Source organism: Rhodococcus sp. 2H158 (genome assembly GCF_053764755.1).
In genome coordinates, this window is sequence record NZ_JBSNCE010000010.1 from 1 (window position 1) to 24633 (window position 24633).

General features: G+C 70.6%; 23 protein-coding genes and 1 pseudogene. 15 read left to right on the plus strand and 9 right to left on the minus strand.

Annotated features, from left to right (window positions below):
* Window positions 1-287, plus strand: a pseudogene (locus ACWPOB_RS11415) (DUF6542 domain-containing protein); the annotation flags it as partial.
* Window positions 288-297: 10 nt separating this feature from the next.
* On the opposite strand, the gene ACWPOB_RS11420 reads toward ACWPOB_RS11415, so the two are convergent.
* Window positions 298-1299, minus strand: a complete 1002-nt coding sequence (locus ACWPOB_RS11420; RefSeq protein ID WP_100059092.1) for a 4-hydroxy-3-methylbut-2-enyl diphosphate reductase — start codon at window positions 1297-1299, stop codon at window positions 298-300.
* Between the two features lie 79 nt (window positions 1300-1378).
* Between ACWPOB_RS11420 and ACWPOB_RS11425 the strand changes: the two genes are divergently transcribed.
* Genes ACWPOB_RS11425 through ACWPOB_RS11435 form a run of 3 tightly spaced genes read left to right on the plus strand, consistent with a single transcriptional unit; the run spans window position 1379 to window position 3640 of the window.
* Complete coding sequence (locus ACWPOB_RS11425) at window positions 1379-2113, plus strand: lipid droplet-associated protein (RefSeq protein ID WP_455400876.1); 735 nt, start codon at window positions 1379-1381, stop codon at window positions 2111-2113.
* Window positions 2110-3357 carry an exodeoxyribonuclease VII large subunit gene (xseA, locus tag ACWPOB_RS11430; RefSeq protein ID WP_455400877.1) on the plus strand — a complete coding sequence of 416 codons (1248 nt, stop codon included), beginning with the start codon at window positions 2110-2112 and terminating at the stop codon, window positions 3355-3357. The genes ACWPOB_RS11425 and xseA overlap by 4 nt, the downstream gene beginning before the upstream one ends.
* A gap of 10 nt (window positions 3358-3367) precedes the next feature.
* On the plus strand, window positions 3368-3640 hold the full coding sequence (locus ACWPOB_RS11435; protein ID WP_455400878.1) for an exodeoxyribonuclease VII small subunit: 273 nt from the start codon (window positions 3368-3370) through the stop codon (window positions 3638-3640).
* Window positions 3641-3652: 12 nt separating this feature from the next.
* Here ACWPOB_RS11435 and ACWPOB_RS11440 read toward each other — a convergent pair whose 3' ends face one another.
* Window positions 3653-4222: a DUF4245 domain-containing protein gene (locus ACWPOB_RS11440; protein ID WP_072634681.1), complete on the minus strand. Its 570-nt coding sequence runs from the start codon at window positions 4220-4222 to the stop codon at window positions 3653-3655.
* 178 nt (window positions 4223-4400) lie between these two features.
* Between ACWPOB_RS11440 and glpX the strand changes: the two genes are divergently transcribed.
* The 3 genes from glpX to ACWPOB_RS11455 all read left to right on the plus strand — a co-directional run bounded on the left by glpX (window position 4401) and on the right by ACWPOB_RS11455 (window position 8003).
* Window positions 4401-5438, plus strand: coding sequence for a class II fructose-bisphosphatase (gene glpX / locus ACWPOB_RS11445; RefSeq protein WP_006932905.1), 1038 nt, complete (start codon window positions 4401-4403; stop codon window positions 5436-5438).
* 84 nt (window positions 5439-5522) lie between these two features.
* On the plus strand, window positions 5523-6932 hold the full coding sequence (locus ACWPOB_RS11450; protein ID WP_455400879.1) for a class II fumarate hydratase: 1410 nt from the start codon (window positions 5523-5525) through the stop codon (window positions 6930-6932).
* Window positions 6933-7028: 96 nt separating this feature from the next.
* Complete coding sequence (locus ACWPOB_RS11455; protein WP_100057196.1) at window positions 7029-8003, plus strand: phosphotriesterase family protein; 975 nt, start codon at window positions 7029-7031, stop codon at window positions 8001-8003.
* Window positions 8004-8054: 51 nt separating this feature from the next.
* Here the strand turns inward: ACWPOB_RS11455 and ACWPOB_RS11460 are convergent, their stop codons facing one another.
* Entirely contained in the window at window positions 8055-9572 is a 1518-nt protein-coding gene (locus tag ACWPOB_RS11460; RefSeq protein ID WP_100057195.1) for a class I adenylate-forming enzyme family protein, read from the minus strand.
* Between the two features lie 151 nt (window positions 9573-9723).
* On the opposite strand from ACWPOB_RS11460, the gene ACWPOB_RS11465 reads away from it, so the two are divergent.
* Window positions 9724-11106, plus strand: a complete 1383-nt coding sequence (locus ACWPOB_RS11465) for an MFS transporter (protein WP_455400880.1) — start codon at window positions 9724-9726, stop codon at window positions 11104-11106.
* Between the two features lie 67 nt (window positions 11107-11173).
* On the opposite strand, the gene ACWPOB_RS11470 is transcribed toward ACWPOB_RS11465, so the two are convergent.
* On the minus strand, window positions 11174-11650 hold the full coding sequence (locus ACWPOB_RS11470) for a MaoC family dehydratase (RefSeq protein WP_100057193.1): 477 nt from the start codon (window positions 11648-11650) through the stop codon (window positions 11174-11176).
* 169 nt (window positions 11651-11819) lie between these two features.
* Between ACWPOB_RS11470 and ACWPOB_RS11475 the strand changes: the two genes are divergently transcribed.
* From ACWPOB_RS11475 to ACWPOB_RS11485, 3 genes are read left to right on the plus strand one after another with little or no spacing between them, the layout of a single operon-like run.
* Window positions 11820-13076 carry an acyl-CoA dehydrogenase family protein gene (locus tag ACWPOB_RS11475; protein WP_100057192.1) on the plus strand — a complete coding sequence of 419 codons (1257 nt, stop codon included), beginning with the start codon at window positions 11820-11822 and terminating at the stop codon, window positions 13074-13076.
* Window positions 13077-13079: 3 nt separating this feature from the next.
* On the plus strand, window positions 13080-13874 hold the full coding sequence (locus ACWPOB_RS11480; RefSeq protein ID WP_455400881.1) for an SDR family oxidoreductase: 795 nt from the start codon (window positions 13080-13082) through the stop codon (window positions 13872-13874).
* A 40-nt stretch (window positions 13875-13914) separates the two neighbouring features.
* Complete coding sequence (locus ACWPOB_RS11485) at window positions 13915-14898, plus strand: NADPH:quinone oxidoreductase family protein (protein ID WP_455400882.1); 984 nt, start codon at window positions 13915-13917, stop codon at window positions 14896-14898.
* 25 nt (window positions 14899-14923) lie between these two features.
* On the opposite strand, the gene ACWPOB_RS11490 is transcribed toward ACWPOB_RS11485, so the two are convergent.
* Window positions 14924-15514, minus strand: a complete 591-nt coding sequence (locus ACWPOB_RS11490) for an LGFP repeat-containing protein (protein WP_029542213.1) — start codon at window positions 15512-15514, stop codon at window positions 14924-14926.
* A 327-nt stretch (window positions 15515-15841) separates the two neighbouring features.
* On the opposite strand from ACWPOB_RS11490, the gene ACWPOB_RS11495 reads away from it, so the two are divergent.
* The 3 genes from ACWPOB_RS11495 to ACWPOB_RS11505 are packed head-to-tail and all read left to right on the plus strand — an operon-like array spanning window position 15842 to window position 18337.
* Window positions 15842-17452 carry a serine hydrolase gene (locus ACWPOB_RS11495; protein WP_100056702.1) on the plus strand — a complete coding sequence of 537 codons (1611 nt, stop codon included), beginning with the start codon at window positions 15842-15844 and terminating at the stop codon, window positions 17450-17452.
* Window positions 17449-17874, plus strand: coding sequence for a limonene-1,2-epoxide hydrolase family protein (locus ACWPOB_RS11500; RefSeq protein ID WP_100056701.1), 426 nt, complete (start codon window positions 17449-17451; stop codon window positions 17872-17874). The genes ACWPOB_RS11495 and ACWPOB_RS11500 overlap by 4 nt, the downstream gene beginning before the upstream one ends.
* A gap of 52 nt (window positions 17875-17926) precedes the next feature.
* Entirely contained in the window at window positions 17927-18337 is a 411-nt protein-coding gene (locus tag ACWPOB_RS11505; RefSeq protein ID WP_006940401.1) for a carboxymuconolactone decarboxylase family protein, read from the plus strand.
* Window positions 18338-18423: 86 nt separating this feature from the next.
* Here ACWPOB_RS11505 and ACWPOB_RS11510 read toward each other — a convergent pair whose 3' ends face one another.
* The 3 genes from ACWPOB_RS11510 to ACWPOB_RS11520 all read right to left on the minus strand — a co-directional run bounded on the left by ACWPOB_RS11510 (window position 18424) and on the right by ACWPOB_RS11520 (window position 22644).
* Window positions 18424-19779, minus strand: coding sequence for a PhoH family protein (locus ACWPOB_RS11510; protein ID WP_455400883.1), 1356 nt, complete (start codon window positions 19777-19779; stop codon window positions 18424-18426).
* A 267-nt stretch (window positions 19780-20046) separates the two neighbouring features.
* Window positions 20047-21342, minus strand: coding sequence for a serine hydroxymethyltransferase (gene glyA, locus ACWPOB_RS11515; protein ID WP_100056699.1), 1296 nt, complete (start codon window positions 21340-21342; stop codon window positions 20047-20049).
* 111 nt (window positions 21343-21453) lie between these two features.
* A complete protein-coding gene (locus ACWPOB_RS11520) occupies window positions 21454-22644 on the minus strand; it encodes a DUF885 domain-containing protein (protein WP_455400884.1) in 1191 nt (396 codons plus the stop codon).
* Window positions 22645-22819: 175 nt separating this feature from the next.
* Between ACWPOB_RS11520 and coaA the strand changes: the two genes are divergently transcribed.
* Window positions 22820-23752 (plus strand): type I pantothenate kinase, encoded by a 933-nt coding sequence (gene coaA / locus ACWPOB_RS11525; protein ID WP_100056704.1) that lies wholly within the window; start codon window positions 22820-22822, stop codon window positions 23750-23752.
* 60 nt (window positions 23753-23812) lie between these two features.
* Here the strand turns inward: coaA and ACWPOB_RS11530 are convergent, their stop codons facing one another.
* Entirely contained in the window at window positions 23813-24580 is a 768-nt protein-coding gene (locus tag ACWPOB_RS11530; protein ID WP_006940394.1) for an isoprenyl transferase, read from the minus strand.
* Window positions 24581-24633: the final 53 nt, after the last annotated feature.

Below are 24633 nucleotides of genomic sequence, written 5' to 3' on the forward strand. Positions count from 1 at the left end.
TTCTCCCCCCCCCCACCGCCCCGGCCCCGGACGCGGTCCGTCGCGGCGCAACCGAGCCGGCCGCGGCACGCGACGTCGCCGACCGGCCGCGACGCAGCGAAGCGGCACCGCGACGGGCCGCCGAGGCCCGCCTGGAATACGACCGGCGCGGCGACCACCGGACGCGCACCGACCGGCCCTACGAGCGGGGCGATGTTCCCCCGCCGCCCCGCAGGCAGTCCCCGGTTCCGGAGACCCCGGAATACCGGCGGCCCCGGGTGCGCTACCGGGACCGGTACGAGGACTGAACGAGCCGGATCAGGCGCGCCGCGCGGAGCGCAGTTCCCGGGGCAGCGCGAACACCAGGGTCTCGTTGGCCGTGGTCACCGACTGCACGTCGGCGAAGCCGTGCTCGGCGAGCAGGTCGATCACGCCGCGCACCAGAACCTCCGGCACCGACGCGCCCGAGGTGATCCCGACGGTCTGCACGCCCTCGAGCCAGGCCGGGTCGACCTCGCGGGCGTAGTCGACGAGATGCGCGGCTCGGGCACCGGCACCCAGCGCCACCTCCACGAGCCGCACCGAGTTCGACGAGTTGCGCGAGCCCACGACGATGACGAGGTCGCATTCGGGCGCCATCGCCTTGACCGCCACCTGCCGATTCTGGGTGGCGTAGCAGATGTCGTCGCTCGGGGGGTCCTGCAGCAGGGGGAACTTCTCGCGCAGCCGCTGGACCGTCTCCATGGTCTCGTCGACGCTGAGGGTGGTCTGCGACAGCCAGATCACCTTGGCCTCGTCGCGCACGGTGACCCGGTCGACCGCTTCGGGCCCGTCGACGAGCTGGACGTGGTCGGGAGCCTCGCCGGCGGTGCCTTCCACCTCCTCGTGGCCCTCGTGACCGATGAGCAGGATGTCGAAGTCGTCGCGGGCGAAGCGCTTGGCCTCCTGGTGCACCTTCGTCACCAGCGGGCACGTGGCATCGATGGTGCGCAGGTTGCGTTCGGCGGCGGAGGCGTGCACCGCGGGCGAGACACCGTGCGCCGAGAACACCAGCACCGCGCCCGCCGGCACCTGGTCGGTCTCGTCGACGAAGACCACGCCACGCTCGGCGAGGGTCTCGACCACGTGACGGTTGTGGACGATCTCCTTGCGGACGTAGATCGGGGCACCGTGCTTCTCGAGTGCCTTCTCCACCGTTTCGACGGCCCGGTCGACGCCGGCGCAGTACCCGCGCGGCTCGGCGAGCAGGACGCGCTTGCCGGCAGCCGGTGAACCGGCCGACCGAGTGATTCCGACTTCGAGGGGAACGGGCGCAGACATGCCTCCAGGGTACGGGCCGTTCGCGGGGTCGGCCCTCCTCGGCTACCAATCGAGCGGCACGTGAGGCAGTCTGTTTCTCATGATCCGTCCACCGTTCATGGCGCGGGTGGCGGCCGGGCTGGCCGTCACCGCGTACGAAGAGACCCTCAAGCTGCCGTCCACCGCGGTCGCACTGCCGATGACCACGGTCAGCCAGATCCTTCAGACAACGATGCGGATCCAGCAGACGATGACGTCGCTCGCCATCAAGGGTGACCAGCTGTTCGAACTGCTCGGCGCGCCCCCCGCCGAGGAGCCGTCGTGGGCGACCTTCGACGACGACGCCGAGGTGCCGGCGGGCACTGCCGAGATGTCGACCGCCGCGGCGCCGGGACGGTTCGCGCTCTACTCGATGCCGCCCGCCGCGGAGGCCGCGGTGCCGGTGGCCGCCGGCCCGAAGGCGGGGAAGTCCACCGCCGCCGAGACGGAGAGCGCCCCCGAGACCGGGTCGCCCGCCGAGTCCACCGCCGCGAAGATCAGCGCCGGCAAGACCGCCGTCGGCGGCGCCGACGCGGCCGGGGGCAAATCCGCGAAGGCACCCGCGAAGAAGACGGCCAAGAAGACGGCCGCCTCGAGCGCGGCCGGATCCGAGGTGCCCGAGATCGTCGAACTGCTCGACTACCCGTCGCTGACCCTGGCGCAACTGCGGGCCCGGATGCGCACCCTGTCGGTCGAGGACCTGCGGGCGCTGCTCGAGTACGAGAGCGGCACGCGCGCACGCGACCCCTTCGAGACCATGCTGTCCAACCGGATCGCGAACGCAAGCACCAAGTGACCTCTGCGCCCACGGCCACCCCGTCCAACTCCGCGGAGCATCCGTGGCCGGTCCGGACCGTCTCGCAGAAGGTCGCCGGCTGGATCGACCGGCTCGGTTCGGTCTGGGTGGAGGGCCAGATCACCCAGCTCAACGTGCGTCCCGGCACCCGCACCGCGTTCCTCACGTTGCGGGATCCCTCGGCGGACATGTCGCTGTCGGTGACGTGCCCGCCGCAACTGGTGCAGAGCTCCCCCGTACCGCTCACCGAGGGCAGCCGGGTGGTGATGTTCGGCAAGCTGTCGTTCTGGACCGGCCGCGGCACCCTCGCCCTGCGGGTCACCGAGATCCGCGCCGTCGGTATCGGCGAACTCCTCGCCCGCATCGAGCGGCTGCGTGCGCTGCTCGCGGCCGAGGGACTGTTCGACCCTCGGCTCAAGCGGCCCCTGCCCTTCCTGCCGCAGCGGATCGGTCTGATCACCGGGCGCGCGAGCGCCGCCGAGCGGGACGTGCTCAGCGTCGCGCAGCGCCGATGGCCGGCCGTCCGTTTCGAGATCCGCAACACCGCCGTCCAGGGGCCCACCGCGGTCCCGCAGATCCTGGATGCGCTCGAGGAACTCGACGCCGACCCGTCCGTCGACGTGATCGTGCTCGCGCGCGGCGGCGGCAGCGTGGAGGACCTGCTGCCGTTCTCGGACGAGGCGCTGTGCCGTGCGATCGTCCGGTGCACGACGCCGGTGGTCAGCGCCATCGGGCACGAACCGGACAGCCCGCTGTCCGACCACGTCGCCGACCTGCGGGCGGCAACCCCCACCGACGCCGCCAAACGGATCGTGCCGGACGCGGTGGCCGAACAGGACCTGGTGGACGAGCTGCGAGGGCGGTCGGCGGCGGCGCTGCGCAACTGGGTGCGCCGGGAGGAACACGTGATCGAGCAGTTGCGCAGCCGACCGGTGCTCGCAGACCCGCTGCGCACCGTCGACCGGCGAGGCGAGGAGATCGAGCGGCTGCGGCAGTGCGCCCGTCGCGACGTGACCCGCGCGATCGACGCCGAGGCCGCCCGGATCGAGCACCTCGGCGCGCGGCTCGCGACCCTCGGTCCCGCCGCCACCCTCGCCCGCGGCTACGCGGTGGTCCAGCGGGTGGTCCCCGACGGGGATCCGGAGGTGCTGCGGTCGGCCGGCGACGCACCGCCCGGCACCCAGCTGCGGGTGCGGGTCACCGACGGGGCGCTGCGCGCCGCGGTCATCGGACGAGAGAAGTGACGGGGAACGGATGAGCGAGACGAAGGACACGGCCGCGAGCGGCCCGGAGACCACGGCCGCGAGCGGCCCGAACGACGACGTGGCGGAGTTCGGCTACGAGCGTGCGCGCGACGAACTGGTCAACGTGGTCAAGATGCTCGAACAGGGTGGCTTGGACCTGGACGATTCGCTGGCGTTGTGGGAGCGGGGCGAGGCGCTCGCGCGGCGCTGCGAGGAGCATCTCGCCGGCGCCCGGCAGCGCGTGGAGACCGCGCTGTCGCACGCCGACGACGACGAGGAGTGAGCGGCGCGGCTGCTAGGGCTGCAGCGGCTCGGCCGCACCCGCGGCGGTCGCGAGCTCGCGGAACTCGGCCTCGTCGCCGGAGCCGCCGATGAGGATCCGGACGTCGCCGAAGTCGGACACCCACAGCGGTTCGACGCCCTCGCCGCCGTAGACCACCCAGTCGCGGCCGGCGAGGCTCTGCGCCCCCGTCGCGGTGCGCGGCTCCCCGGCGACGAACCGCACCAGCTCGTCCTCCCCCGCATTCGACTGGGTGAACCGCACGTACCGGCCGTCAGGGGTGATGAATCCGACGGTGCTCGAATCGCCACCCTGCTCGCCGGTGATGATGCTGCGGCTGCCGGAGTTGGCCTGCCAGTCCTCGGGCACCTTCGGCTGCCGGATCGGGAAGTCCAGCTCGCGGGCGTCGTACTTCAGGCCGGCGTCGACGTCGAAGCTGGGCACGGGCCCCGCCGTGGGGCCGCCGGGGCTGAAGGAGCATTGGCTGGCGATCGCGGCCACGACGACCATGATCAGCAGAAGCGGGATCAGCGACCACGCCATGTCGCGCGTGTCGTGGAGAATGCGGGGTTTCTGGGAGGCCACGCTTCCAGTCTGACAGCCGTCCGCACCGATACCCGCACGTGGCCGGGTCCGAGCCCCGCCCACGGGGCGGTGATGAGAGAATTACCACTCGAAACCATCGGAACCCGGCGGCTGTCCCCTCGGCGGCCGTCCCGCGTCGGCGTCCGCGCCGACCGACTGCATCAGGAGGCAGTAGCCCATGACGGCCAGCACCCCGACCCGCCGCCAGGCCCCGGACCGCAATCTCGCCCTCGAGCTGGTGCGTGTCACCGAGGCCGCGGCGATGGCTGCGGGCCGCTGGGTCGGCCGCGGTGACAAGGAAGGCGGCGACGGCGCCGCCGTCGACGCCATGCGTCACATGGTCAGCTCGGTGTCGATGCGCGGCGTCGTCGTGATCGGTGAGGGCGAGAAGGACGAGGCGCCCATGCTCTACAACGGCGAGGAGGTCGGCAACGGCGACGGCCCGCTGTGCGACGTGGCGGTCGACCCGATCGACGGCACCACCCTGATGGCGAAGGGTGCGCCCGGCTCCATCGCGGTGCTCGCCGTCGCCGAGCGCGGCGCCATGTTCGACCCGTCCGCCGTGTTCTACATGGACAAGATCGCCGTCGGCCCGGAGGCGGCGGACGTCATCGACATCACCGCGCCCGTCGCCGAGAACATCAGCCGGGTCGCGAAGGCGAAGCACTCGGAGATCTCCGACATCACCGTCACGATCCTCGACCGTCCGCGGCACGCGCAGCTCATCAGCGATGTGCGCGCGACCGGCGCGCGCATCCGCCTGATCTCCGACGGTGACGTCGCCGGCGCGATCGCCGCGGCGCGCCCGGGTTCGGGTGTCGACATGCTGCTCGGCATCGGCGGCACCCCGGAGGGCATCATCGCCGCAGCCGCGATGCGCTGCATGGGTGGCGCGCTGCAGGGCCGGCTGGCCCCGAAGGACGACGCGGAGCGGCAGAAGGCGATCGACGCGGGCCACGAACCGGGCCGCGTGCTGACCACCACGGACCTGGTCAAGGGCGAGAACATCTTCTTCTGCGCGACCGGCGTCACCGACGGCGAACTCGTCAAGGGTGTCCGCTACTACGGCGGCGGCGCGACGACGCAGTCGATCGTGATGCGCAGCAAGTCCGGCACCGTCCGGATGGTCGAGGCGTACCACCGTCTGAAGAAGCTCAGCGAGTTCACGTCGATCGATTTCCACGGCGTCGCGGGGGCCGTTCCTCCCATGCCGTGACCCGCTTCGCGGTCGTGGTGTCCTTTCGGATCTCCGCCGGTCCGAAGGGGCGCCACTGCGGCGCGAGCCGCCTACTGTGAAGCCATGGCCGAAAATCCCGAGCAGCAGTTCCGAATCGAACACGACACCATGGGTGAGGTCCGGGTCCCGGCCGAGGCCCTGTGGCGGGCTCAGACCCAGCGGGCCGTGGAGAACTTCCCGATCTCCGGCCGCGGCCTCGAACGCACCCAGATCCGCGCGATGGGCCTGCTCAAGGCGGCGTGCGCCCGGGTCAACCACGACCTGGGCCTGCTCGACGCGGAGAAGGCCGACGCGATCGTCGCCGCCGCTACCGAGATCGCCGAGGGCCTGCACGACGACCAGTTCCCCATCGACGTGTTCCAGACCGGTTCGGGCACGAGCTCGAACATGAATGCCAACGAGGTCATCGCGAGCCTCGCCGCACAGCGCGGGGTGACGGTGCATCCCAACGATCACGTCAACATGTCGCAGTCGTCGAACGACACCTTCCCCACCGCGACGCACGTCGCCGCCACCGAGGCGGCGGTGATGGACCTCATCCCGGCCCTCGACCAGCTTCGGGCGTCCCTCGCCGCGAAGGCGGAGGAGTGGAAGCGGGTCGTCAAGTCCGGCCGGACCCATCTGATGGATGCCGTGCCGGTCACGCTCGGGCAGGAGTTCGGGGGCTACGCCCGGCAGATCGAGGCCGGCATCGAGCGGGTGCAGGCGACGCTGCCGCGGCTCGGCGAGCTGGCCATCGGCGGCACCGCCGTCGGCACGGGCCTGAATGCCCCCGAGGGGTTCGGCCCCCGCGTCGTCGCCGAACTGGTGCGCGCGACCGGGGTGGAGGCGCTGACGCCGGCGAAGAACAGTTTCGAGGCGCAGGCCGCGCGCGACGGTCTGGTCGAGGCGTCCGGGGCGCTGCGGACCATCGCGGTCTCGCTGACGAAGATCGCCAACGACATCCGGTGGATGGGGTCGGGTCCGCTGACGGGTCTCGCCGAGCTCCAGCTGCCGGACCTGCAGCCGGGCAGCTCGATCATGCCGGGCAAGGTGAACCCCGTGCTGCCGGAGGCGGTGACCCAGGTGGCGGCGCAGGTCGTGGGCAACGACGCGGCCGTGGCGTGGGGCGGCGCCGCGGGCGCATTCGAGCTCAACGTGTACATCCCGATGATGGCCCGCAACCTGCTCGAGTCGCTGCGCCTGCTGGCCAACGTCTCGCGCCTGTTCGCCGAGCGGTGCGTCGACGGTCTCGTGGCGAACACCGAGCACCTGCGCACCCTGGCGGAATCGTCGCCGTCGATCGTGACACCGCTGAACTCGGCGATCGGATACGAGGAGGCCGCCGCGGTCGCGAAGGAGGCGCTGCGGGAGAAGAAGACGATCCGGCAGGCGGTGATCGACCGGGGCCTGATCGGCGACGGCCTGAGCGAGGAGGAGCTGGACCGGCGGCTCGACGTGTTGGCGATGACGCGGGTCGAGCCGCAGGACTGACTGCGCTCGACGCCGGAGGGGGTCTTGTGACAGGCGTCTCATCGTGGTCTCATATGAAGCCGAATTCTAATTCAGGTCTTCAGGAAGCGAGACGCCATGACCACCGTCCCCACCGTCACCGGCACCGTCGACAGCGGCAGCCTCGGCCGGACGTTGATGCACGAGCACCTGTTCGTCCTCTCCCCCGAACTGCACGGCAACTGGGACATCGGCGTCGACCTCGACGCGGCGGTCGCCGAGGCGATCGACCGCGTCCGGGAGGTGCACGCGGCCGGCTTCGACACGTTCGTCGACCTCACCGTGGTCGGCACGGGCCGCAACATCGACCTGATCCGGCGGGTCGCCGAGGCCACCGACATGAACATCGTCGTGGCGACCGGTCTCTACACCTACATGGACCTGCCGCACTACTTCCACTACCGCGGCCCCGACACCCTGTTCGGTGGCCCGGAACCCTTGGTGGACTTCTTCGTCCGCGACATCGAGGAGGGCATCCTCGATTCCGGAGTGCGCGCCGGAATGCTCAAGTGCGCCATCGACGCCCCGGGCCTGACCGCAGGCGTCGAGCGCACGGCCCGGGCCGTGGCGGTCGCCCACCGCCGCACCGGCGTGCCGATCACCGTGCACACCCACGCCCACTCCGAGTCGGGGCGGGTGATGCAGCGCCTGTTCACCGAGGAGGACGTCGACCTCTCCCGTGTGATCGTCGGCCACAGCGGCGATTCCGACGACATCGGCTACCTCACGGCGCTGATGGACGCTGGGTCGTACATCGGCATGGACCGCTGCGGCGTCGACGTCTACCTCGGCTTCGAGCAGCGGGTGAAGACCATCGCGACCCTCGTCGAGCGCGGCTACGCCGGCCGGATGCTGCTGTCGCAGGACTACGCCACCCTCAACGACTGGCTCGATCCGAAGATGCTCGCCGTGGAGACGCCGCGGTGGAGCTACATGCACCTGCACAACGACGTGCTGCCCGCCCTGCGGGAGGCCGGGGTGAGCGAGGCGGACATCGACCGGATGCTGATCGACAACCCGCGCGAGATCTTCGAACGCCGCGACACGTACTGAGCCGGGTGCCGTCCGCTGCCGGGCGTGGCACCCAGCAGCGGACGGCGCGGATCACACCGTCGACTCGGAGCGGCGTACGACGAACCGGGACAACTCGTCCCGGTCGATGGCCCGCTTGAGGATCTTCCCGGACGCCCCCTTCGGCAGTGCGTCGACGAAGCGGACGATGCGGGGTGCCTTGTAGGCGGACAACCGCTCCCGGCACCATCGCACGACGTCCTCGGCGTCGGCGCCGCCGCCGTCGCGCAGCACGACCACCGCGGCGATCTCCTCGCCGTAGTGCCGGTCCGGCACGCCCACCACGGCGGCCTCGACGACGTCGGGATGCTCGTAGAGCACCTCCTCCACCTCGCTGGGGTACACGTTGTAGCCGCCGCGGATGACGAGGTCCTTGACCCGGTCGACGATGCGCAACCGGCCCTGCTCGTCGAACTCCCCTAGGTCGCCGGTGCGGAACCAGCCCTGCTCGTCGAGCACGGCCGCGGTGTCGGCCGGGCGCTGCCAGTAGCCGGCCATGACGACGGGTCCGCGGACGAACACCTCCCCCACCTCACCGGGCCCGCACGGGGCGCCGTCCGGTCCGTAGACCTCGACCTCGATGTCCGGGGCCGCGGTGCCGCTGTACCCGATGCGCGCCGGGACGTCCCCCCACGAGAAGGTCGCCATGGCCGTGGTCTCCGTCAGGCCGTAGCCCTCCCGGATGGTGCAGCCGAAGCGCTGCTCGAAGTCGCGGGCCACCTCACCCGGAAGCGACGCTCCCCCCGAGACCGCCAGCCGCAGCCCCTCGAAATCCGCCGGGCCGTAAGGCGATTCGGCATGCAGCATCGCGTTCCACATGGTCGGCACCCCACACACCACCGTCAGCCGGTCCCGGACCACGAGATCGAGCATCGCCGCCGGGTCGAACGGGGACAGCAGGGACAGGGAGGATCCGGCGGTGAACGCCGACATCATCACCGAGGCCTGGCCGAAGATGTGGAACAGCGGCAATCCGGTCCCCACGCGGTCCTCGGGTCCCGATCCGGACAATGTGCACGAAATACGGCCCGCGGACAGCAGATTCGAGACGGTGAGCTGGGCGCCCTTGGGGCGGCCGGTGGTGCCCGACGTGTACAGCACCGCCGCGATGTCGCCGTCGGCACGGTCGACGGGGTCGATGGGGTCTTCCTCGACCGCGGCGCCCGGCTCCAGCGGCAGCCACGGCACGCCGAGACCCTCCGCGGCCTCGGCCACCGAGGCGGAGGCGCCGTGCCAGGCGATCGCGAGCACGGCCCGCGAGTCCCCGAGCGTATAGCTCAGCTCGGCCGCGGTGGACATGGTGTTCACCGGAACCACCACGGCGCCGACCGCCTGAATGCCCAGGTAGGCCACCACGAATTCGGGTACCGACGGGGCGAGCAGGAGCACCCGGTCGCCGGTGGTGACGCCGCGACCGCGGAGCAGTGCGCCGTAGCGCAGCGCGTCGTCGCGGAGCCGGCGATAGCTTCGCTGCCCGTCCTGCGCGCGCAGGGCGATGCGTTCCGGCGCCGCGTCCGCATGGGCGAGGACGGGGTCGAGAACACTGGCCATGACTGGTTTCCCTTCGTCGAGTGACATTTTGGGGGGAGGCCGGCTCGTGATTGACATCACATGACCGATGCCCCAGACTAGCACCACAGCCTGAACCCGAATTCATGTTTGAGTGCTGTTTCTCGGCCCGTCCGACCGGAGGAATTGATCTGTGACATCGTCATCCGTGAGTCCGACCGGCATCGCGCCCGCCGGCACGTCGCACCACACGCGCGCTCATCGTAAGCTGCTCGCCGCCGGGCTGATCGGCAGCTCGATCGAGTGGTACGACTTCTTTCTCTACGGCACCGCCGCGGCGCTGGTCTTCCCGCACGTGTTCTTCCCCGACAGCTCACCCCTGATGGGAACGCTGTTGTCCTTCAGCACCTTCTGGGCCGGCTTCGTGGCCCGTCCCATCGGCGGACTCGTGGCCGGCCACTTCGGTGACCGCTACGGCCGCAAACCCGTCGTCGTGGTCTCCCTGCTGCTCATGGGCCTGGCGACGTTCCTCATCGGCTGCCTGCCCTCCGCCGCCTCCATCGGCGTCCTCGCCCCCATCCTCCTGGTGACGCTGCGCTTCCTGCAGGGCATCGCCTGCGGCGGACAGTGGGGCGGAATCGTCCTGCTGCTCACCGAGTCCGCGGATCCCAAGCGGCGAGGCTTCGCCGGCACGTTCGGGCAGATGGGTGTGCCGTGCGGCGTCATCCTGGGCAACGTCGCCTTCCTGACGGCGACGGCCGCGATGCCGAACGAGGTGTTCCTCGACTGGGGCTGGCGGATACCGTTCCTCGCCAGCGCGGCGCTGTTCCCCGTCGTCCTCTACATCCAGACCAAGGTGGAGGACACCCCCGAATTCCGGGAACTGCAGGCCGAAGTCGCAGCCACCCGGCCCGAGCAGCAGGTCGTCCAGGCCCCGCTGGCCGAGGCGATCCGCACCCACTGGCGCAAGATCCTGCTGGGCTGCGGCCTGCTCGCCGCGACGAACTCGCTGTTCTACATCAGCATCGCCGGCGTCCTGAGTTACGGCACCACCGAACTCGGCATGAACCGCAACTCGATCCTGGCCGTGTCGCTGGCCAGCTCGCTGGTGGGCCTCGGGTTCATCCTGTGGTCGGGGTGGATCTCCGACCGCGTCGGCCGCCGGCCGATGATCATGATCGGGGCCGCGGCGCTCGTGCTGTGGGCATTCCCCTACTTCTGGCTCGTCAACACCGCGAATCTCGTGTTGTTCGCGGTGGCCGTCACGGTCGGCTCGATCTTCCAGTCCATGACGTACGGCCCGCTGGCGGCGTACCTGGGCGAGCTCTTCGAACCGAACGTCCGGCTCTCGGGCGCATCGCTCGCCTACCAGCTCGCCGCCGTCACCGTCAGCGGTGGCACGCCGTTCATCATGACCGCCCTGATCGCCAACACCGGCACGACGACGTGGGTCTCGGTGTTCGTGGCCCTGATGGGCGCCCTCACGCTGTTCTCGGCGTGGGTGCTGAAGGAGACCAACCCCGCCGCGGTGCGCCGCGACCCGAAGGCCGTCCCGGGCATCGCCCACGCACAGTAACCGGAACGGGTGCTGCCGGCCTCCACGATCACTCGTGGAGGCCGGCAGCATCTTTGCCGTATACCGCTCAGGCGACGACGCGGGCGAGCGACTCGGCCACCGCGACCGGCTTCTCCTGCCCCTCGCGCTCGAACGTCTGCAGCGTCCGGATCTGGATGCCGCCGCCGGCGGCCTCGGCCCCGAGAACCTGCATACGCATCCGGATGCGGGAGCCCACCGGCAGCGGCGAGACGAAGCGCACCTTGTCGTAGCCGTAGTTGAGCCCGTGGGCGAATCCGTCGAAGCTCATGAGCTTGTAGGACAATCCCGGCCCCAGCGAGAGCACGAGCAGACCGTGCGCGATCGCCGTGCCCAGCGGACTCGTCGCGGCGCGCTCGGGGTCGACGTGGATCCACTGGTGGTCGTCGGTGACCTCGGCGAAGGCGTTCACGAGCTCCTGGGTGACCGGCACCCAGTCCGTCGGCCCGATATCCCGTCCCACCAGGGCCTGGAGGTCGTCGAGGCCCGTGGGACGCACGGGCAGGGTGGTGATGTCGTCGGTCATGGATGCTTCCTCTCCGCGCGGCCGGAACGACTCGCGCCGAATCGAAACTTGAAGTTGAAACCGCGTTCAACTATACAGAGAGGGAGACGTCCGTCACCATCCTCTTCGCGACGCACCGCCTTCGACGACGGGCGATCCCAGCCCTGCCCCCCTTCCGCCAGGAGTGACCATGTCGGTCTACGAAATGTCCGAGCGCACCGTGCAGTACCGCGACACCCTGCTCGCCTTCATGGACGAGCACGTCTACCCCGCCGAGGCGGTGTACGAGGAGCAGATGCGCGCCTCCGGGGATCCGCACTTCCAGCCCCCGATCCTCGAGGAGCTCAAGGCCGAGGCCCGCCGGCGCGGCCTGTGGAACCTCTTCCACCCCCACCCCGACTGGGGCCCGGGCCTGACCAACCTCGAGTACGCGCCCCTCGCCGAGATCATGGGCCGCAGCCACATCGCCTCCGAGGCGTGCAACTGCAACGCCCCCGACACCGGCAACATGGAGGTGCTCACCCTCTTCGGGACCGACGAGCACAAGGAGAAGTACCTGCGCCCGCTGCTCGAGGGCACGATGGCCTCGGCGTTCGCGATGACCGAACCCGCCGTCGCCAGCTCCGACGCCACCAACATCGAGCTGTCCATGGTCCGGGACGGCGACGAGTACATCCTCAACGGGCGTAAGTGGTTCGCCTCCAACGCGATGCACAAGAACTGCAAGGTGCTCATCGTGATGGGCAAGACCGATCCCACTGCCGCCCCGCACCGCCAGCAGTCGATGATGGTCGTGCCGATCGACGCCCCCGGCGTGACCGTGGTGCGCAACCTCCCGGTCTTCGGGTACGCCGACCGCGAGGGCCACGCCGAGATCACCTTCGAGAATGTGCGGGTGCCGAGCAAGGACGTCCTCGCGGGCGAGGGCGAGGGCTTCGCGATCAGCCAGGCCCGGCTCGGACCCGGCCGCATCCACCACTGCATGCGCGCCATCGGCATGGCCGAGCGGGCCCTCGAGCTCCTGTGCCGGCGCGCGGCGAGCCGGGTGACGTTCGGTCAGCCCCTCAGCGAGCGCGCCAACATCCAGGACTGGATCGCCGAGGCCCGCATCGAGATCGAGATGACCCGGCTGCTCACCCTGAAGGCGGCGCACCTGATGGACACCGTCGGCAACAAGCAGGCACGCATGGAGATCGCGGCCATCAAGGTCGCCGCCCCGACGATGGCGCTGAAGATCATCGACCGCGCCATCCAGGTGCACGGCGGCGGCGGCGTCACCGACGACTTCCCGCTCGCGATGATGTACGCACACATGCGCACGCTGCGCCTCGCCGACGGCCCCGACGAGGTGCACAAGCGCTCCATCGCCGTCGCCGAGCTGCGCAAGTACCGCACCGCTCCCGCCGGCGCCCCGTCGGTCAACGGCCACAAGGTGACGGTGGGCTGACCCATGACCGGACTCGATCTGACCGGCCGCACCGCGATCGTCACCGGAGCGTCCCGTGGCATCGGCCTGGCCGTCGCCCGGGACCTCGCGGCGGCCGGCGCGAACGTGGTGCTCACCTCCCGCAAGCAGGACGCGGCCGACGCCGCGGCCGCGCACGTCACCGCGGCCGGGGTGCGGGGCACCGCACTCGGTGTCGGCGCGCACGCGGTCGACGAGGACGCGGCCCGGCGGTGTGTCGAGCTCACCGTCGAGCGGTTCGGGCGCCTGGACATCCTCGTCAACAACGCGGGCACCAACCCCGCGTTCGGCCCGGTGATCGCCCAGGACCACGCCCGGTTCGCCAAGACCTTCGACGTCAACCTGTGGGGTCCGGTGCTGTGGACCTCCCTGGCCGTGCAGGAGTGGATGGGCGAGCACGGGGGCGCGGTCGTCAACACCGCCTCCATCGGCGGGATGGCACCCGAGGCGAACATCGGCCTCTACAACGCCTCGAAGGCGGCGCTGATCCACCTCACCCGCCAGCTCGCCCTGGAGCTGGCGCCGCGGGTGCGGGTCAACGCCGTCGCCCCGGGCGTCGTGCGCACCCGCCTCGCCGAGGCCCTCTGGAAGGACCACGAGGACCGGCTCGACGCGGCCCTGCCGCTCGGCAGGATCGGCGAGCCGGCCGACATCGCCTCGGCGGTGGCCTTCCTCGCCTCCGACGCGGCGAGCTGGATCACCGGCGAGACCCTCGTCGTCGACGGTGGAGCGATGCTCGGTACCGCCGCCGCAGCAGAGGCCGGCGTCGCCGCCCGCTGAGCGCACCTCCGCACACCGAACTCGAGCGAAAGGTAACCCTATGAAGGCCTGGCGAATTCACGAAGTGGGCGAGCCCAAGGAAGCGCTGCAGCTGATGGACGTCCCCGACCCCGAGGCGGGGCCCGGACGACTCGTCGTGCGCGTCGCCGCGGCGCCGGCCAACTTCCCCGACGTGCTGCTGTGCCGCGGGCAGTACCAGCTGAAGCCGGAACTGCCCTTCACGCCGGGCGTCGAACTCGCCGGGACCGTCGTCGCGGCCGGCGAGGGCGTCACCCGCTTCGCCGTCGGCGACCGGATCATCGGCAATCCCGAGTTCCCCTTCGGCGGATTCGCCGAGCTCGCCGTGGTTCCGGAGGAGGACGCCTACCGCGCCCCGTCGTCCCTCGACGACGCCGAGGCCTCGGCGCTGTCGATCGGATACCAGACGTCGTGGTTCGCCCTGCACCGCCGTACGCAGTTGCGGGCCGGGGAGACCCTGCTCGTGCACGCTGCCGCCGGTGGGGTCGGCAGTGCCGCAGTGCAGCTCGGCAAGGCCGCCGGGGCCACCGTGATCGGTGTCGTCGGCGGCGCCGAGAAGGCCGACTACTGCCGGGCTCTCGGCGCCGACGTCGTCGTCGACCGGCACCGGGAGGACTTCGTCGAGGTCGTCAAGGACGTCACCGCCGGCCGCGGCGCGGACGTGATCTACGACCCCGTCGGCGGCGACTCGTACAACCGCTCCACCAAGTGCATCGCGTTCGAGGGCCGCATCCTGGTGATCGGGTTCGCCGGGGGCACCATCCCGCAACCGGCGCTGAACCACGCGCTCATCAAGAACTACTCGATCATCGGCCTGCACTGGGGCCTGTACCGGCAGTACAACCGTGCCGCGATCGAGGCCTGCCACGAGGAACTGTGCCGCCTCGCCGACGACGGCTCCATCAAGCCGCTGATCAGCGAGCGGCTCTCCCTCGACGACGTCGCCGACGGGGTGGCCCGCCTCGGGGACGGGCACACCGTCGGCCGGCTCGTGTTCCAGCCGTAGCCGGCGCGGGCTACATCGGGACGGGTTACTTCGGGATCACCTGCGTCGCACCCGCGACGTAGGTGATGGTGCCCATCTCGAACTCGCTCTCCAGGCCGTTCGGGATCGGGCGCTCGTCACTGATCGGGAAGCCGAGTTCACCCTCCGCGCCGCCCTGGGCCTCCCAGGCGGTGCGGATCTCGCCCCACACCACGTGCGAGTCGGTGTCGGGACTCCAGGCGATGATGCCGCCCTCGAACTCCGCGATGTAGCCGTCGCCGACGTCCTGCTGATCCGCGGTCGGCGCCCCGAGCGGGCTGTTCGCACCGCCGATCTCGTTGTACTTCGCCAGAATCGGCCCGCTGATGGTGTACTCGGCGCCGCCCGCACCCGGCAGCGTGGTCGTCTCCTCGACGGAGGCGCCCGGTTCCGTGGGGCCTCCGGTTCCGGTGGCGTCTTCGACCGCTGACCGGGCGGCGGACGTTGCACCCTCGACCGCGGACTGCGCTGCACTCGTGGCGCTGCCGACGACATCCTCTGCGGTGGTGCCGTCGTCGCTGCTGCAGCCGGCCAGTACCAGCCCTGCAGCCGCGACGGCCGCGGCGACAGTGGCAGAACGACGCGGGATTCGATTCATGGGATCACTCCTCGTTGGGATCCGAACACCGGCCTCTCGACGCTAACCATCCCGTGCCGTCGTGTGCGGCGGTTTCCGCGCGCCGGACCGGACCGCGCGGCCGGTGCTCGTCCGCGCCCCGCGGCAATCGCAGCATCGGCGCAGGTCGTGCCCGGTGCGTCGGTTCGACCGCCCCGGCCCGCTCCCCTCGTCACAGTCGCACAACGATCGGCGAACGAGGCTGCGACCGGCGGCCGCCACCGTCACCGGCATCCGTGACGCGGAAACAGAACGCTTCCGCGCCACGGACGCAGGGCTTACCATGCGACGGACGAGAAAGGCCGTGACATGCGCGCACCCCGTCGTCGCCGGATCGGCGCCGCCCTCGCCCTCGTGGCGACCCTGTCGGCCGGGTGCGTCTCGGTCGACACCGATTCCCCGACGTCCTCGGCACCGGCCTCGCCGGAGTCCCGGTCGCTCACTCCCCCGCAGGTCGCCGGCGTCGACATCCCGGACGGACAGGTCGACGACGCCGTCGCCCGCCTCGACGACCTCGCACGCGAGCTGATGGATCGGACCGCCATCCCCGGGATGGCCGTCGCGGTCGTGCACCGCGGTGAGATCGTGTACGCGAAGGGGTTCGGTGTGCGCGAGGCCGGCCGCGACGCCGCCGTGGACGCGGACACCGTCTTCCAGTTGGCGTCGATGTCGAAGCCGCTCGGCGCAACCGTCGTCGCACACCAGGTCGGCGAGGGCGTGATCGGCTGGGACACCCCGGTGATCGAACGCCTGCCGGGCTTCGCCCTCGCGGACCCGTACGTGACGAGCCGGGTGACCGTCGGCGATCTCTACGCCCATCGCTCCGGGCTTCCCGACCACGCCGGCGACGAGCTCGAGGACCTCGGTTTCGACCGCGAGCAGGTGTTCGACCGGTTCCGCCTGCTGCCGCTCGGGCCGTTCCGGGATTCCTACGAGTACACCAACTTCGGGCTCACGGCCGCGGCGCAGGCGGTGGCCGACGCGTCCGGGGCCGACTGGGCGGACCTGTCGGCGCGGGTGCTGTACGAACCCCTCGGAATGACCTCCACCAGTTCACGATTCGAGGACTACGAGGCCCGGACCAACCGGGCCGTGGGTCATCAGCTCGTCGACGGCGACTACGTCGCGCGCGCCGTCCGCGATCCCGACGCCCAGTCCCCGGCCGGCGGGGTGAGCGCCTCGGTCACCGACGTCGCGCGGTGGCTGACCATGCTGCTCGGCGACGGCGAGTACCAGGGCCGGCGCATCGTCGACGCGGACGCCCTGCTGCCGGCGGTGTCCCCGCAGGCCGTGTCGAGCCCGCCGGGCACCGTCGACAGCCGGGCGGGGTTCTACGGGTACGGGTTCAACGTGGGCACGAGCCCGGCCGGACGGGTGACGCTGAGCCATTCCGGGGCGTTCTCGCTGGGTGCCGCGACCGCGTTCACGGCGCTGCCGTCGGCGGACGTCGCGATCGTCGCGCTCACCAACGCCGCCCCGATCGGCGTGCCGGAGACCCTCGCCGCCGAGTTCGCCGATCTCGTGCAGTTCGGCGAGATCCGCGAGGACTGGTTCGCCCTCTACGAGGGGGCGTTCGCATCGTTCGACGATCCGAAGGGCTCGCTCGTCGGACGCCCCGCTCCCACGAATCCGGCTCCGGCCCGCCCCCTCGGGCAGTACACCGGCGCCTACACCAGCGAGTACTACGGTCCCGCGCGGATCGACGATCGCGACGGCACACTGGTGCTCACCATCGGTCCCGCCGGGCAGACCTACCGGCTCGACCACTGGGACGGCGACGTATTCACCTTCCCGATCGACGGCGGTGAGAACGCCCCGGACGGGACGATCTCCACGGCCACCTTCACCCCCGACGGCGTCACGTTCGAGTACTGGAACGAGAACGGCCTGGGAACCTTCACCCGAACAGGAGCGTCATGACCGAGCCGCACACCTCCGTGGACGAGAAGTCCGTCGCCGTCGTCCGCGAGTTCCTCGACGCGATGGTCGCCGAGGACGTCGAGCGCGCCGCCGCCCTCGTCGACCCGGACATCGCCTGGCACAACACGTCGCTGCCGACCGTGCGGGGCCTGCCCCGCGTGCGGCGCATCCTCGAGGGCCTGCGCCGGCCGTCGCTGGGCTTCGACGTCACCATCCATCACATCGCCGCGACCGGAAACGTGGTGCTCACCGAGCGCACCGACGTCCTGCGCCTCGGCCCCGTCTCCGCCCGGTTCTGGGTGTGCGGCACGTTCGAACTGCGCGACGGGAAGATCGCGGTGTGGGACGACCACTACAACGTCGGCACGTTCGTCGGCGCCCTGGGCGCCGGCGCGCTCCGGGCGGTGCTGCGCCGGTCGTAGAATCGCCCCGGCCGCCGAACCGTTCGACGGCGACGAGGCAGGGAGCACGACGATGACCGACGCCGACCGGACGCCCGCGTTCGAGGCCGGAGTTCAGGTCCGCAGCGAGGTGATGGGCGCCGACTTCGTCGAGCGGGCCTTCGACCGCGCCCGCGGCACCGACTCCGAGGAGATGCAGGAGTTCGTCACCGAGCACGTGTGGGGCTCGGTGTGGACCCGGCCGGGACTCGACCGTCGCAGCCGCAGCCTGCTCAACCTGGGCATGCTGATCGCGCTGCGCGCGGAGAACGAGCTGCGCGGGCACGTGCGCGGCGCCCTGCGAAACGGTCTGACCCGCACCGAGATCGTCGAGGCGGTCATCCACGCGGGCGCCTACTGCGGCGCCCCGGCCGGCCTGGCCGCGATGCGCGTCGTCCAGGAGGTCCTCGAGGCCGAACTCGGCCCGCGTCCCTCGCAGGACTGACCCGCTCGCGCGGGGCGGTGGCCGAATGTCACATCGGGTCGATCACATCGAACCGGTGTGACATTCGGCCCACCGGACCGACGGCGTCAGGCGCCCGGGGCGAACTCCTCGAGCATCTCGGTCACCAGCGCCGCGATCGGCGAGCGCTCACTGCGGGTCAAGGTGACGTGCGCGAAAAGCGGATGTCCCTTGAGCTTCTCGATCACCGCCGCGACGCCGTCGTAGCGGCCCACCCGCAGGTTGTCGCGCTGGGCGACGTCGTGGGTGAGCACCACCCGCGAGCCGGCGCCGAGCCGGGACAGCACGGTGAGCAGCACGTTGCGCTCGAGGGACTGGGCCTCGTCGACGATGACGAACGAGTCGTGCAGGGACCGGCCCCGGATATGGGTCAGCGGAAGCACTTCCAGCATGCCCCGGCTGATGACCTCGTCCATCACCTCCGGGCTCGCGAGACCGTCGAGGGTATCGAACACGGCCTGCGCCCACGGGCCCATCTTCTCGCTCTCGCTGCCCGGCAGATAGCCCAGTTCCTGGCCGCCGACGGCGTACAGCGGCCGGAACACCACGACCTTGCGCTGGGTGCGACGCTCGAGCACGGCCTCGAGGCCCGCGGTCAGCGCCAGCGCCGACTTGCCCGTCCCCGCTTTCCCGCCGAGCGAGACGATGCCGACGGACTCGTCGAGCAGCAGGTCCAGCGCCACCCGCTGTTCCGCGGAACGCCCGTGCAACCCGAACGCCTCCCGATCCCCGCGCACCAGCTGCACCCGCTTGTCCGGCGTGACCCGGCCCAGGGCGCTGGACGAGCCGCCCAGCAGGCGGATCCCGGTGTGGCACGGCAGATCCCTCGCGGTGTCGAGGTCGACGAGCCCCTCGGCGAACAGGTCGTCGATCAGCGCCCTGTCCACCTCGAGCTCGGTCATGCCGGTCCAGCCCGACGTCACCACGTCCTGGGCGTGGTACTCGTCGGCGGTCAGCCCGACGGCCCCGGCCTTGACCCGGAGCGGGATGTCCTTGCTGACCAGCACCACGTCGCGGCCGTCGCCGGCGAGGTTCAGCGCGCACGCCAGGATCCGGGAGTCGTTGGTGTCGGTGCGGAATCCGGCCGGCAACACCTCCGGGTCGGTGTGGTTGAGCTCGACGTGCAGGGTGCCTCCCGCGGTCCCGATGGGGATGGGCTGATCGAGCCGGCCGTGCTGCAGGCGCAGGTCGTCGAGCAGCCGCAACGATTCCCTCGCGAACCAACCCAGTTCGTGATGGTGCCGTTTGCCTTCGAGTTCGCCGATCACGACGAGGGGCAGCACCACTTCGTGCTCAGCGAAGCGGGTCACCGCCCACGGATCGGAGAGCAACACGGAGGTGTCCAGCACGAAGGTGCGTACATCGGATTTCTTCGCCGGGGTCCTGCCGGAGCGGCGGGCGGGGACGGAGCGTGTTGCAGTCACGTGAGGCTCCTAGATCTGTGCAGCACCACACAGACTTCGTTCGATGGGCCGGTCGAACCTGGTGTCCACGAGGGACACGAGGGCCGGGTGCCGGCCCCTCGCTCTGCCTGTCACAGTCACGATCAGGACCTCCCGCGTAGCCGGCAACTGCGCCGTCTACACCCCCGACGCTAACGCCGACACGCCCCGTTCGCTCGATGAGCGACGAGGCGTGTCGGTGAAGATTGGGTAAACGAGACGATCCGGACAGATTGCCGGGCGTCGCGCCTAGATCAGGTTCCAGTCCTCGAGACCCTGGTACAGCGGAGCGTCGGCGGCAAGCTTGCTCACCCGGCCGCGCAGCGTCGCGGTGTCGGACGACCCCGTCAACGCGGCCGCGATGATCTCGGCGACCTCGGTGAACTGCTCGTCCCCGAAGCCGCGGGTGGCCAGTGCCGGGGTGCCGATGCGCAGACCGGACGTGACCATCGGCGGACGCGGGTCGAACGGAACCGCGTTGCGGTTGACGGTGATGCCGATCTCGTGCAGCAGGTCCTCGCCCTGCTGGCCGTCGAGCTGCGAGTTGCGCAGATCGACGAGGACAAGGTGCACGTCGGTGCCGCCGGTCAGCACGGTGATGCCCTTGTCGGTGACATCGGACTGCATCAGGCGCTCGGCGAGGATCTGCGCACCGGAGACGGTGCGGCGCTGCCGGTCCTTGAACTCCTCGCTCGCGGCGATCTTCAGCGCGACGGCCTTCGCGGCGATGACGTGCATGAGCGGGCCACCCTGCTGGCCCGGGAACACCGCGGAGTTGATCTTCTTGGCCCACTCCTGCTTGGCGAGGATCAGACCCGAGCGCGGGCCGCCGAGGGTCTTGTGGACGGTGGTGGACACGACGTCGGCGTACGGCACCGGCGACGGGTGCAGGCCCGCGGCGACGAGCCCGGCGAAGTGCGCCATGTCGACCCACAGGTAGGCGCCGACCTCGTCGGCGATGGAGCGGAACGCGGCGAAGTCCTCGTGCCGCGGGTACGCGGACCATCCGGCGACGATGACCTTCGGCTTCTCGGCCACCGCGATCGAGCGGACCTCGTCCATGTCGACGCGGTGGTCGTCCTTGCTGACCCCGTAGGACGCGACGTCGTACAGCTTGCCGGAGAAGTTCAGCTTCATGCCGTGGGTCAGGTGCCCGCCGTGGGCGAGGTCGAGCCCCAGCAGCTTCTCGCCCGGGTTCATCAGCGCCATCAGCACGGCGGCGTTGGCCTGCGCGCCCGAGTGCGGCTGGACGTTCGCGAACTCGGCGCCGAACAGTTCCTTGGCGCGGGCGCGGGCGAGGTCCTCGACGATGTCGACGTTCTCGCAGCCGCCGTAGTAGCGGCGCCCCGGGTAGCCCTCGGCGTACTTGTTGGTGAGCACGCTGCCCTGCGCCTGGAGCACCGCGCGCGGCACGAAGTTCTCCGACGCGATCATCTCGAGCGTGTCGCGCTGGCGCGACAGCTCGCCGGCCATGGCCTGCGCCAGCTCGGGGTCGAGGTCTGAGAGCGAGGCGGTGTTGACGTCGGTGCCGGGCACAACGGTCATCGAGGATTCTCCAAGCTGGGGACGGCAGGAATTCACCTACCAGTCTACGAACCTCACCCCCGGTCCAGGAACCCGGTCCCCTCCGGCAATGGCCCAGCTCACGCCTGCTCGTTACCGCAGGGCGCTGGGCACCAGGGGTTCGTCGAGCAGGCGACGGAACCGTTCGATGCGTTCCGCGCCCGCAGGTGCCTGCGCCAGCCAGCCACCGAGCAGGCGGTAACCCTCGACGTAGGTGCTGATGTAGGCGCGCCACAACGGCGACGACAGGAAGCGCAGCGACTGCCGGGCCCGCTCCGGGCTCGACAGCGACCAGCGCCGCAGGAAGGCGACGACGTCGTCGCCGGTGCGGCCGCGGTCGTGCAGGAGCAGGGCGGCGTCCTGGCGGACGCCGAGCAGGTCGGCGGACGCCTCGTGCAGCTGCTCGGCGAGTTCACCGTCGAACCGCAGGCCCAGGTCGGCATAGATGTCCTGCGCCCACTGTCCCCAGCCGGGCCCGACGATCGTCTCGAGGGCGAGGTCTGCGAGCCCCTCTGCCATGAGGCACTGCGGGGTGTTGACGACGAAGAGGGTCTGCTCGTCGTGGCCGCCGGCGACGAGTCCGGCCTCCTTGCGGCAGTGTTCGGTGTGGTGGCCGGGGTAGGACTCGTGCGCGATCAGCCGCGGCAGGTGGGACATGTGCTGTTCGAGGTCGGAGTTGATCGCGACGCGGGAGCGATAGTTGCCGAGGTAGTAGTTGAACCCGGACCACGGCTTGTCGCCGACCACCTCGTATTCGACGGTTTCGGTCTCGGGTAGCGGGAACACCGCGCGGACCTTGTCACGCAGGGCGCTCGAGAAGGCGTCGACGCACTCGGCGAGGCGGTCGGCGGGGACGATCTCGGACTTGCGGTGGGCCTGCACTCGCTCGGCGAGCGGGCCGCTGCCGGGCAGCAGCGCGTCGATGCGGCGGTGGGCCTCGCGGTACGCGTCCTCGTCGCCCATGTCGATACGCACGTCGAAGTAGGCCTCGACCTCATCGACGAAGGCGATGTCCTCGCCGGCGAACTTGCGGGCCGAGCAGTCGAGGGCGCGCAGGTGCACGTCGAGGAAGCGGGTGCGCTCGTCGGAGAGCCCGGAGGCGGGCAGCGCGGCCCGCAGCGTGCGCGCGGTGTGGGATAAGTCACGAGGATCGGGGGCCGGCGCGTTCGCCACCCGGCCGCGCAGGGCGGGGTCGCCGGTGAAGGCATCGACGAAACCCTCCTCGAGCCGGTCGAATGCCAGGCCGAGCAGGAGATATTCGCGCACCAACGAGTCCGGGTCCATGCCCTGGCACCCTAGTCCCCCGGATCGGCCCCGCGCCTGCCGGCGAACCCGGAAACCGGACCCCGCGCGGCGAGCGGATGTGTCAGCGAGCACAATCGGCCGATATGGACATCCTTCGCCGCCAGCCATACCCGGGGTATGCCGCCGGGCCCGTCGTCGAGTCGGGAGTGTGCCGGTGGCGCGTCTGAGCGAGCCGAGTCCGTACGTCGAGTTCGATCGCAAGCAGTGGCGGACGCTGCGCAAGTCGACGCCGCTGGTGCTGACCGAGGAGGAACTGCGCGGCCTGCGCGGCCTCGGCGAGCAGATCGATCTGGCGGAGGTGGCGGAGGTGTACCTCCCGCTGGCCCGTCTGATCCACCTGCAGGTCGCCGCGCGGCAGCGGTTGTTCGCCGCGACCGCCACGTTCCTCGGCGAGAAGCACCCGGACCAGCAGGTGCCGTTCGTGATCGGGGTGGCCGGGTCGGTCGCGGTCGGCAAGTCGACGACGGCGCGCGTGCTGCAGGCACTGCTGGCGCGGTGGGAGCACCATCCCCGGGTGGACCTGGTGACCACCGACGGCTTCCTGTACCCCTCCCGGGAGCTGATGCGGCGGAACATCATGCACCGCAAGGGCTTTCCGGAGAGCTACGATCGTCGCAAGCTGCTGCGGTTCGTCACGGAGGTCAAGTCCGGCGCCGCGGAGGTGGCCGCCCCGGTGTACTCGCACATCTCCTACGACATCATCCCGGGCCAGTACCACGTGGTGCGGCAACCGGACATCCTCATCATCGAGGGCCTGAACGTCCTGCAGACCGGTCCGCGGCTGATGGTGTCGGATCTGTTCGACTTCTCGATCTACGTCGACGCCCGCCTCGAGGACATCGAGAAGTGGTATGTCGAGCGGTTTCTCGCGCTCCGCAAGACGGCGTTCTCCGATCCCGAAGCGCATTTCCACCACTACGCGAACCTCTCGGACCGCGACGCCGTGGGTGCCGCGAAGGAGATCTGGCATTCCATCAACCGGCCGAACCTGGTGGACAACATCCTGCCGACGCGGCCACGCGCAACGCTGGTCCTGCGCAAGGATTCCGACCACTCGGTCAACCGCCTGCGCCTGCGGAAGCTGTAGGCGGCTTCGCCGCCGGTGTGTCCTTCGGGCGGTGGGAACAGCCCGAAGGACGCACCGCGGCTACGTCCCGAACCGGCGGTGCCGCGCCGCGAAGTCGCGCAGGGCGCGAAGGAAGTCCACGCGGCGGAACTCCGGCCAGTAGGCCTCGGTGAACCAGATCTCGGAGTACGCGCTCTGCCAGAGCAGGAAGCCCGAGAGCCGCTGCTCGCCGGAGGTCCGGATGACGAGGTCGGGATCGGGCTGCCCCGAGGTGTAGAGGTGATCGCTGATGGCCTCGACCGTGACGGCCTCGACCAGGCCCTCGCCGTCGAGCCCCTCGGCCTGCTTGGCCCGGAGCAGGGCCTGCACGGCGTCGGCGATCTCCTGCCGGCCGCCGTAGCCGACCGCGACATTGACGTGGGTGCCGGTGCGCCCCTGCGTGCGCTCGGCGGCCTCGCTCAGCCGCCGGCCCAGTTCGTCCGGCAACAGGTCGAGCGTGCCGACGATCTTGACGCTCCAGTTCTGCTCCGGTCCGGAGATCTCCTCGACGACGTCGGTGATGATCTCGAGCAGCGCCTCGAGCTCCTCGGGCTCACGTTGCAGGTTCTCCGTGGAGAGCAGGTAGATGGTGGCCCGCTCGATGCCGGCGGCGTCGCACCAGCTCAGCAGTTCGGCGATCTTGAGTGCGCCCATGCGGTGCCCGTGACTGACGTCGGTGAACCCGTTCTCGCGGGCCCAGCGACGGTTGCCGTCGCACATCACGGCGACGTGCCGGGGGTGCTGCGCGCCGTCCAGCTTGCTCAGCAGCCGTCGTTCGTAGAGCTGATACAGCAGGCCGCGCGCGTTCACCCCGAGATCACCACGCGGGTCACATTACGCTCACGGTCGTCTCCGGTCGCAGC

Excerpts from the sequence above, each read along its gene's own strand:
- ACWPOB_RS11420 (WP_100059092.1), bottom strand. The coding sequence starts at position 1,299 with ATGTCTGCGCCCGTTCCCCTCGAAGTCGGAATCACTCGGTCGGCCGGT.
- ACWPOB_RS11425 (WP_455400876.1), top strand. The coding sequence starts at position 1,379 with ATGATCCGTCCACCGTTCATGGCGCGGGTGGCGGCCGGGCTGGCCGTC.
- ACWPOB_RS11435 (WP_455400878.1), top strand. The coding sequence starts at position 3,368 with ATGAGCGAGACGAAGGACACGGCCGCGAGCGGCCCGGAGACCACGGCC.
- glpX (WP_006932905.1), top strand. The coding sequence starts at position 4,401 with ATGACGGCCAGCACCCCGACCCGCCGCCAGGCCCCGGACCGCAATCTC.
- ACWPOB_RS11450 (WP_455400879.1), top strand. The coding sequence starts at position 5,523 with ATGGCCGAAAATCCCGAGCAGCAGTTCCGAATCGAACACGACACCATG.
- ACWPOB_RS11455 (WP_100057196.1), top strand. The coding sequence starts at position 7,029 with ATGACCACCGTCCCCACCGTCACCGGCACCGTCGACAGCGGCAGCCTC.
- ACWPOB_RS11460 (WP_100057195.1), bottom strand. The coding sequence starts at position 9,572 with ATGGCCAGTGTTCTCGACCCCGTCCTCGCCCATGCGGACGCGGCGCCG.
- ACWPOB_RS11470 (WP_100057193.1), bottom strand. The coding sequence starts at position 11,650 with ATGACCGACGACATCACCACCCTGCCCGTGCGTCCCACGGGCCTCGAC.
- ACWPOB_RS11475 (WP_100057192.1), top strand. The coding sequence starts at position 11,820 with ATGTCGGTCTACGAAATGTCCGAGCGCACCGTGCAGTACCGCGACACC.
- ACWPOB_RS11480 (WP_455400881.1), top strand. The coding sequence starts at position 13,080 with ATGACCGGACTCGATCTGACCGGCCGCACCGCGATCGTCACCGGAGCG.
- ACWPOB_RS11485 (WP_455400882.1), top strand. The coding sequence starts at position 13,915 with ATGAAGGCCTGGCGAATTCACGAAGTGGGCGAGCCCAAGGAAGCGCTG.
- ACWPOB_RS11490 (WP_029542213.1), bottom strand. The coding sequence starts at position 15,514 with ATGAATCGAATCCCGCGTCGTTCTGCCACTGTCGCCGCGGCCGTCGCG.
- ACWPOB_RS11495 (WP_100056702.1), top strand. The coding sequence starts at position 15,842 with ATGCGCGCACCCCGTCGTCGCCGGATCGGCGCCGCCCTCGCCCTCGTG.
- ACWPOB_RS11500 (WP_100056701.1), top strand. The coding sequence starts at position 17,449 with ATGACCGAGCCGCACACCTCCGTGGACGAGAAGTCCGTCGCCGTCGTC.
- ACWPOB_RS11505 (WP_006940401.1), top strand. The coding sequence starts at position 17,927 with ATGACCGACGCCGACCGGACGCCCGCGTTCGAGGCCGGAGTTCAGGTC.
- glyA (WP_100056699.1), bottom strand. The coding sequence starts at position 21,342 with ATGACCGTTGTGCCCGGCACCGACGTCAACACCGCCTCGCTCTCAGAC.
- ACWPOB_RS11520 (WP_455400884.1), bottom strand. The coding sequence starts at position 22,644 with ATGGACCCGGACTCGTTGGTGCGCGAATATCTCCTGCTCGGCCTGGCA.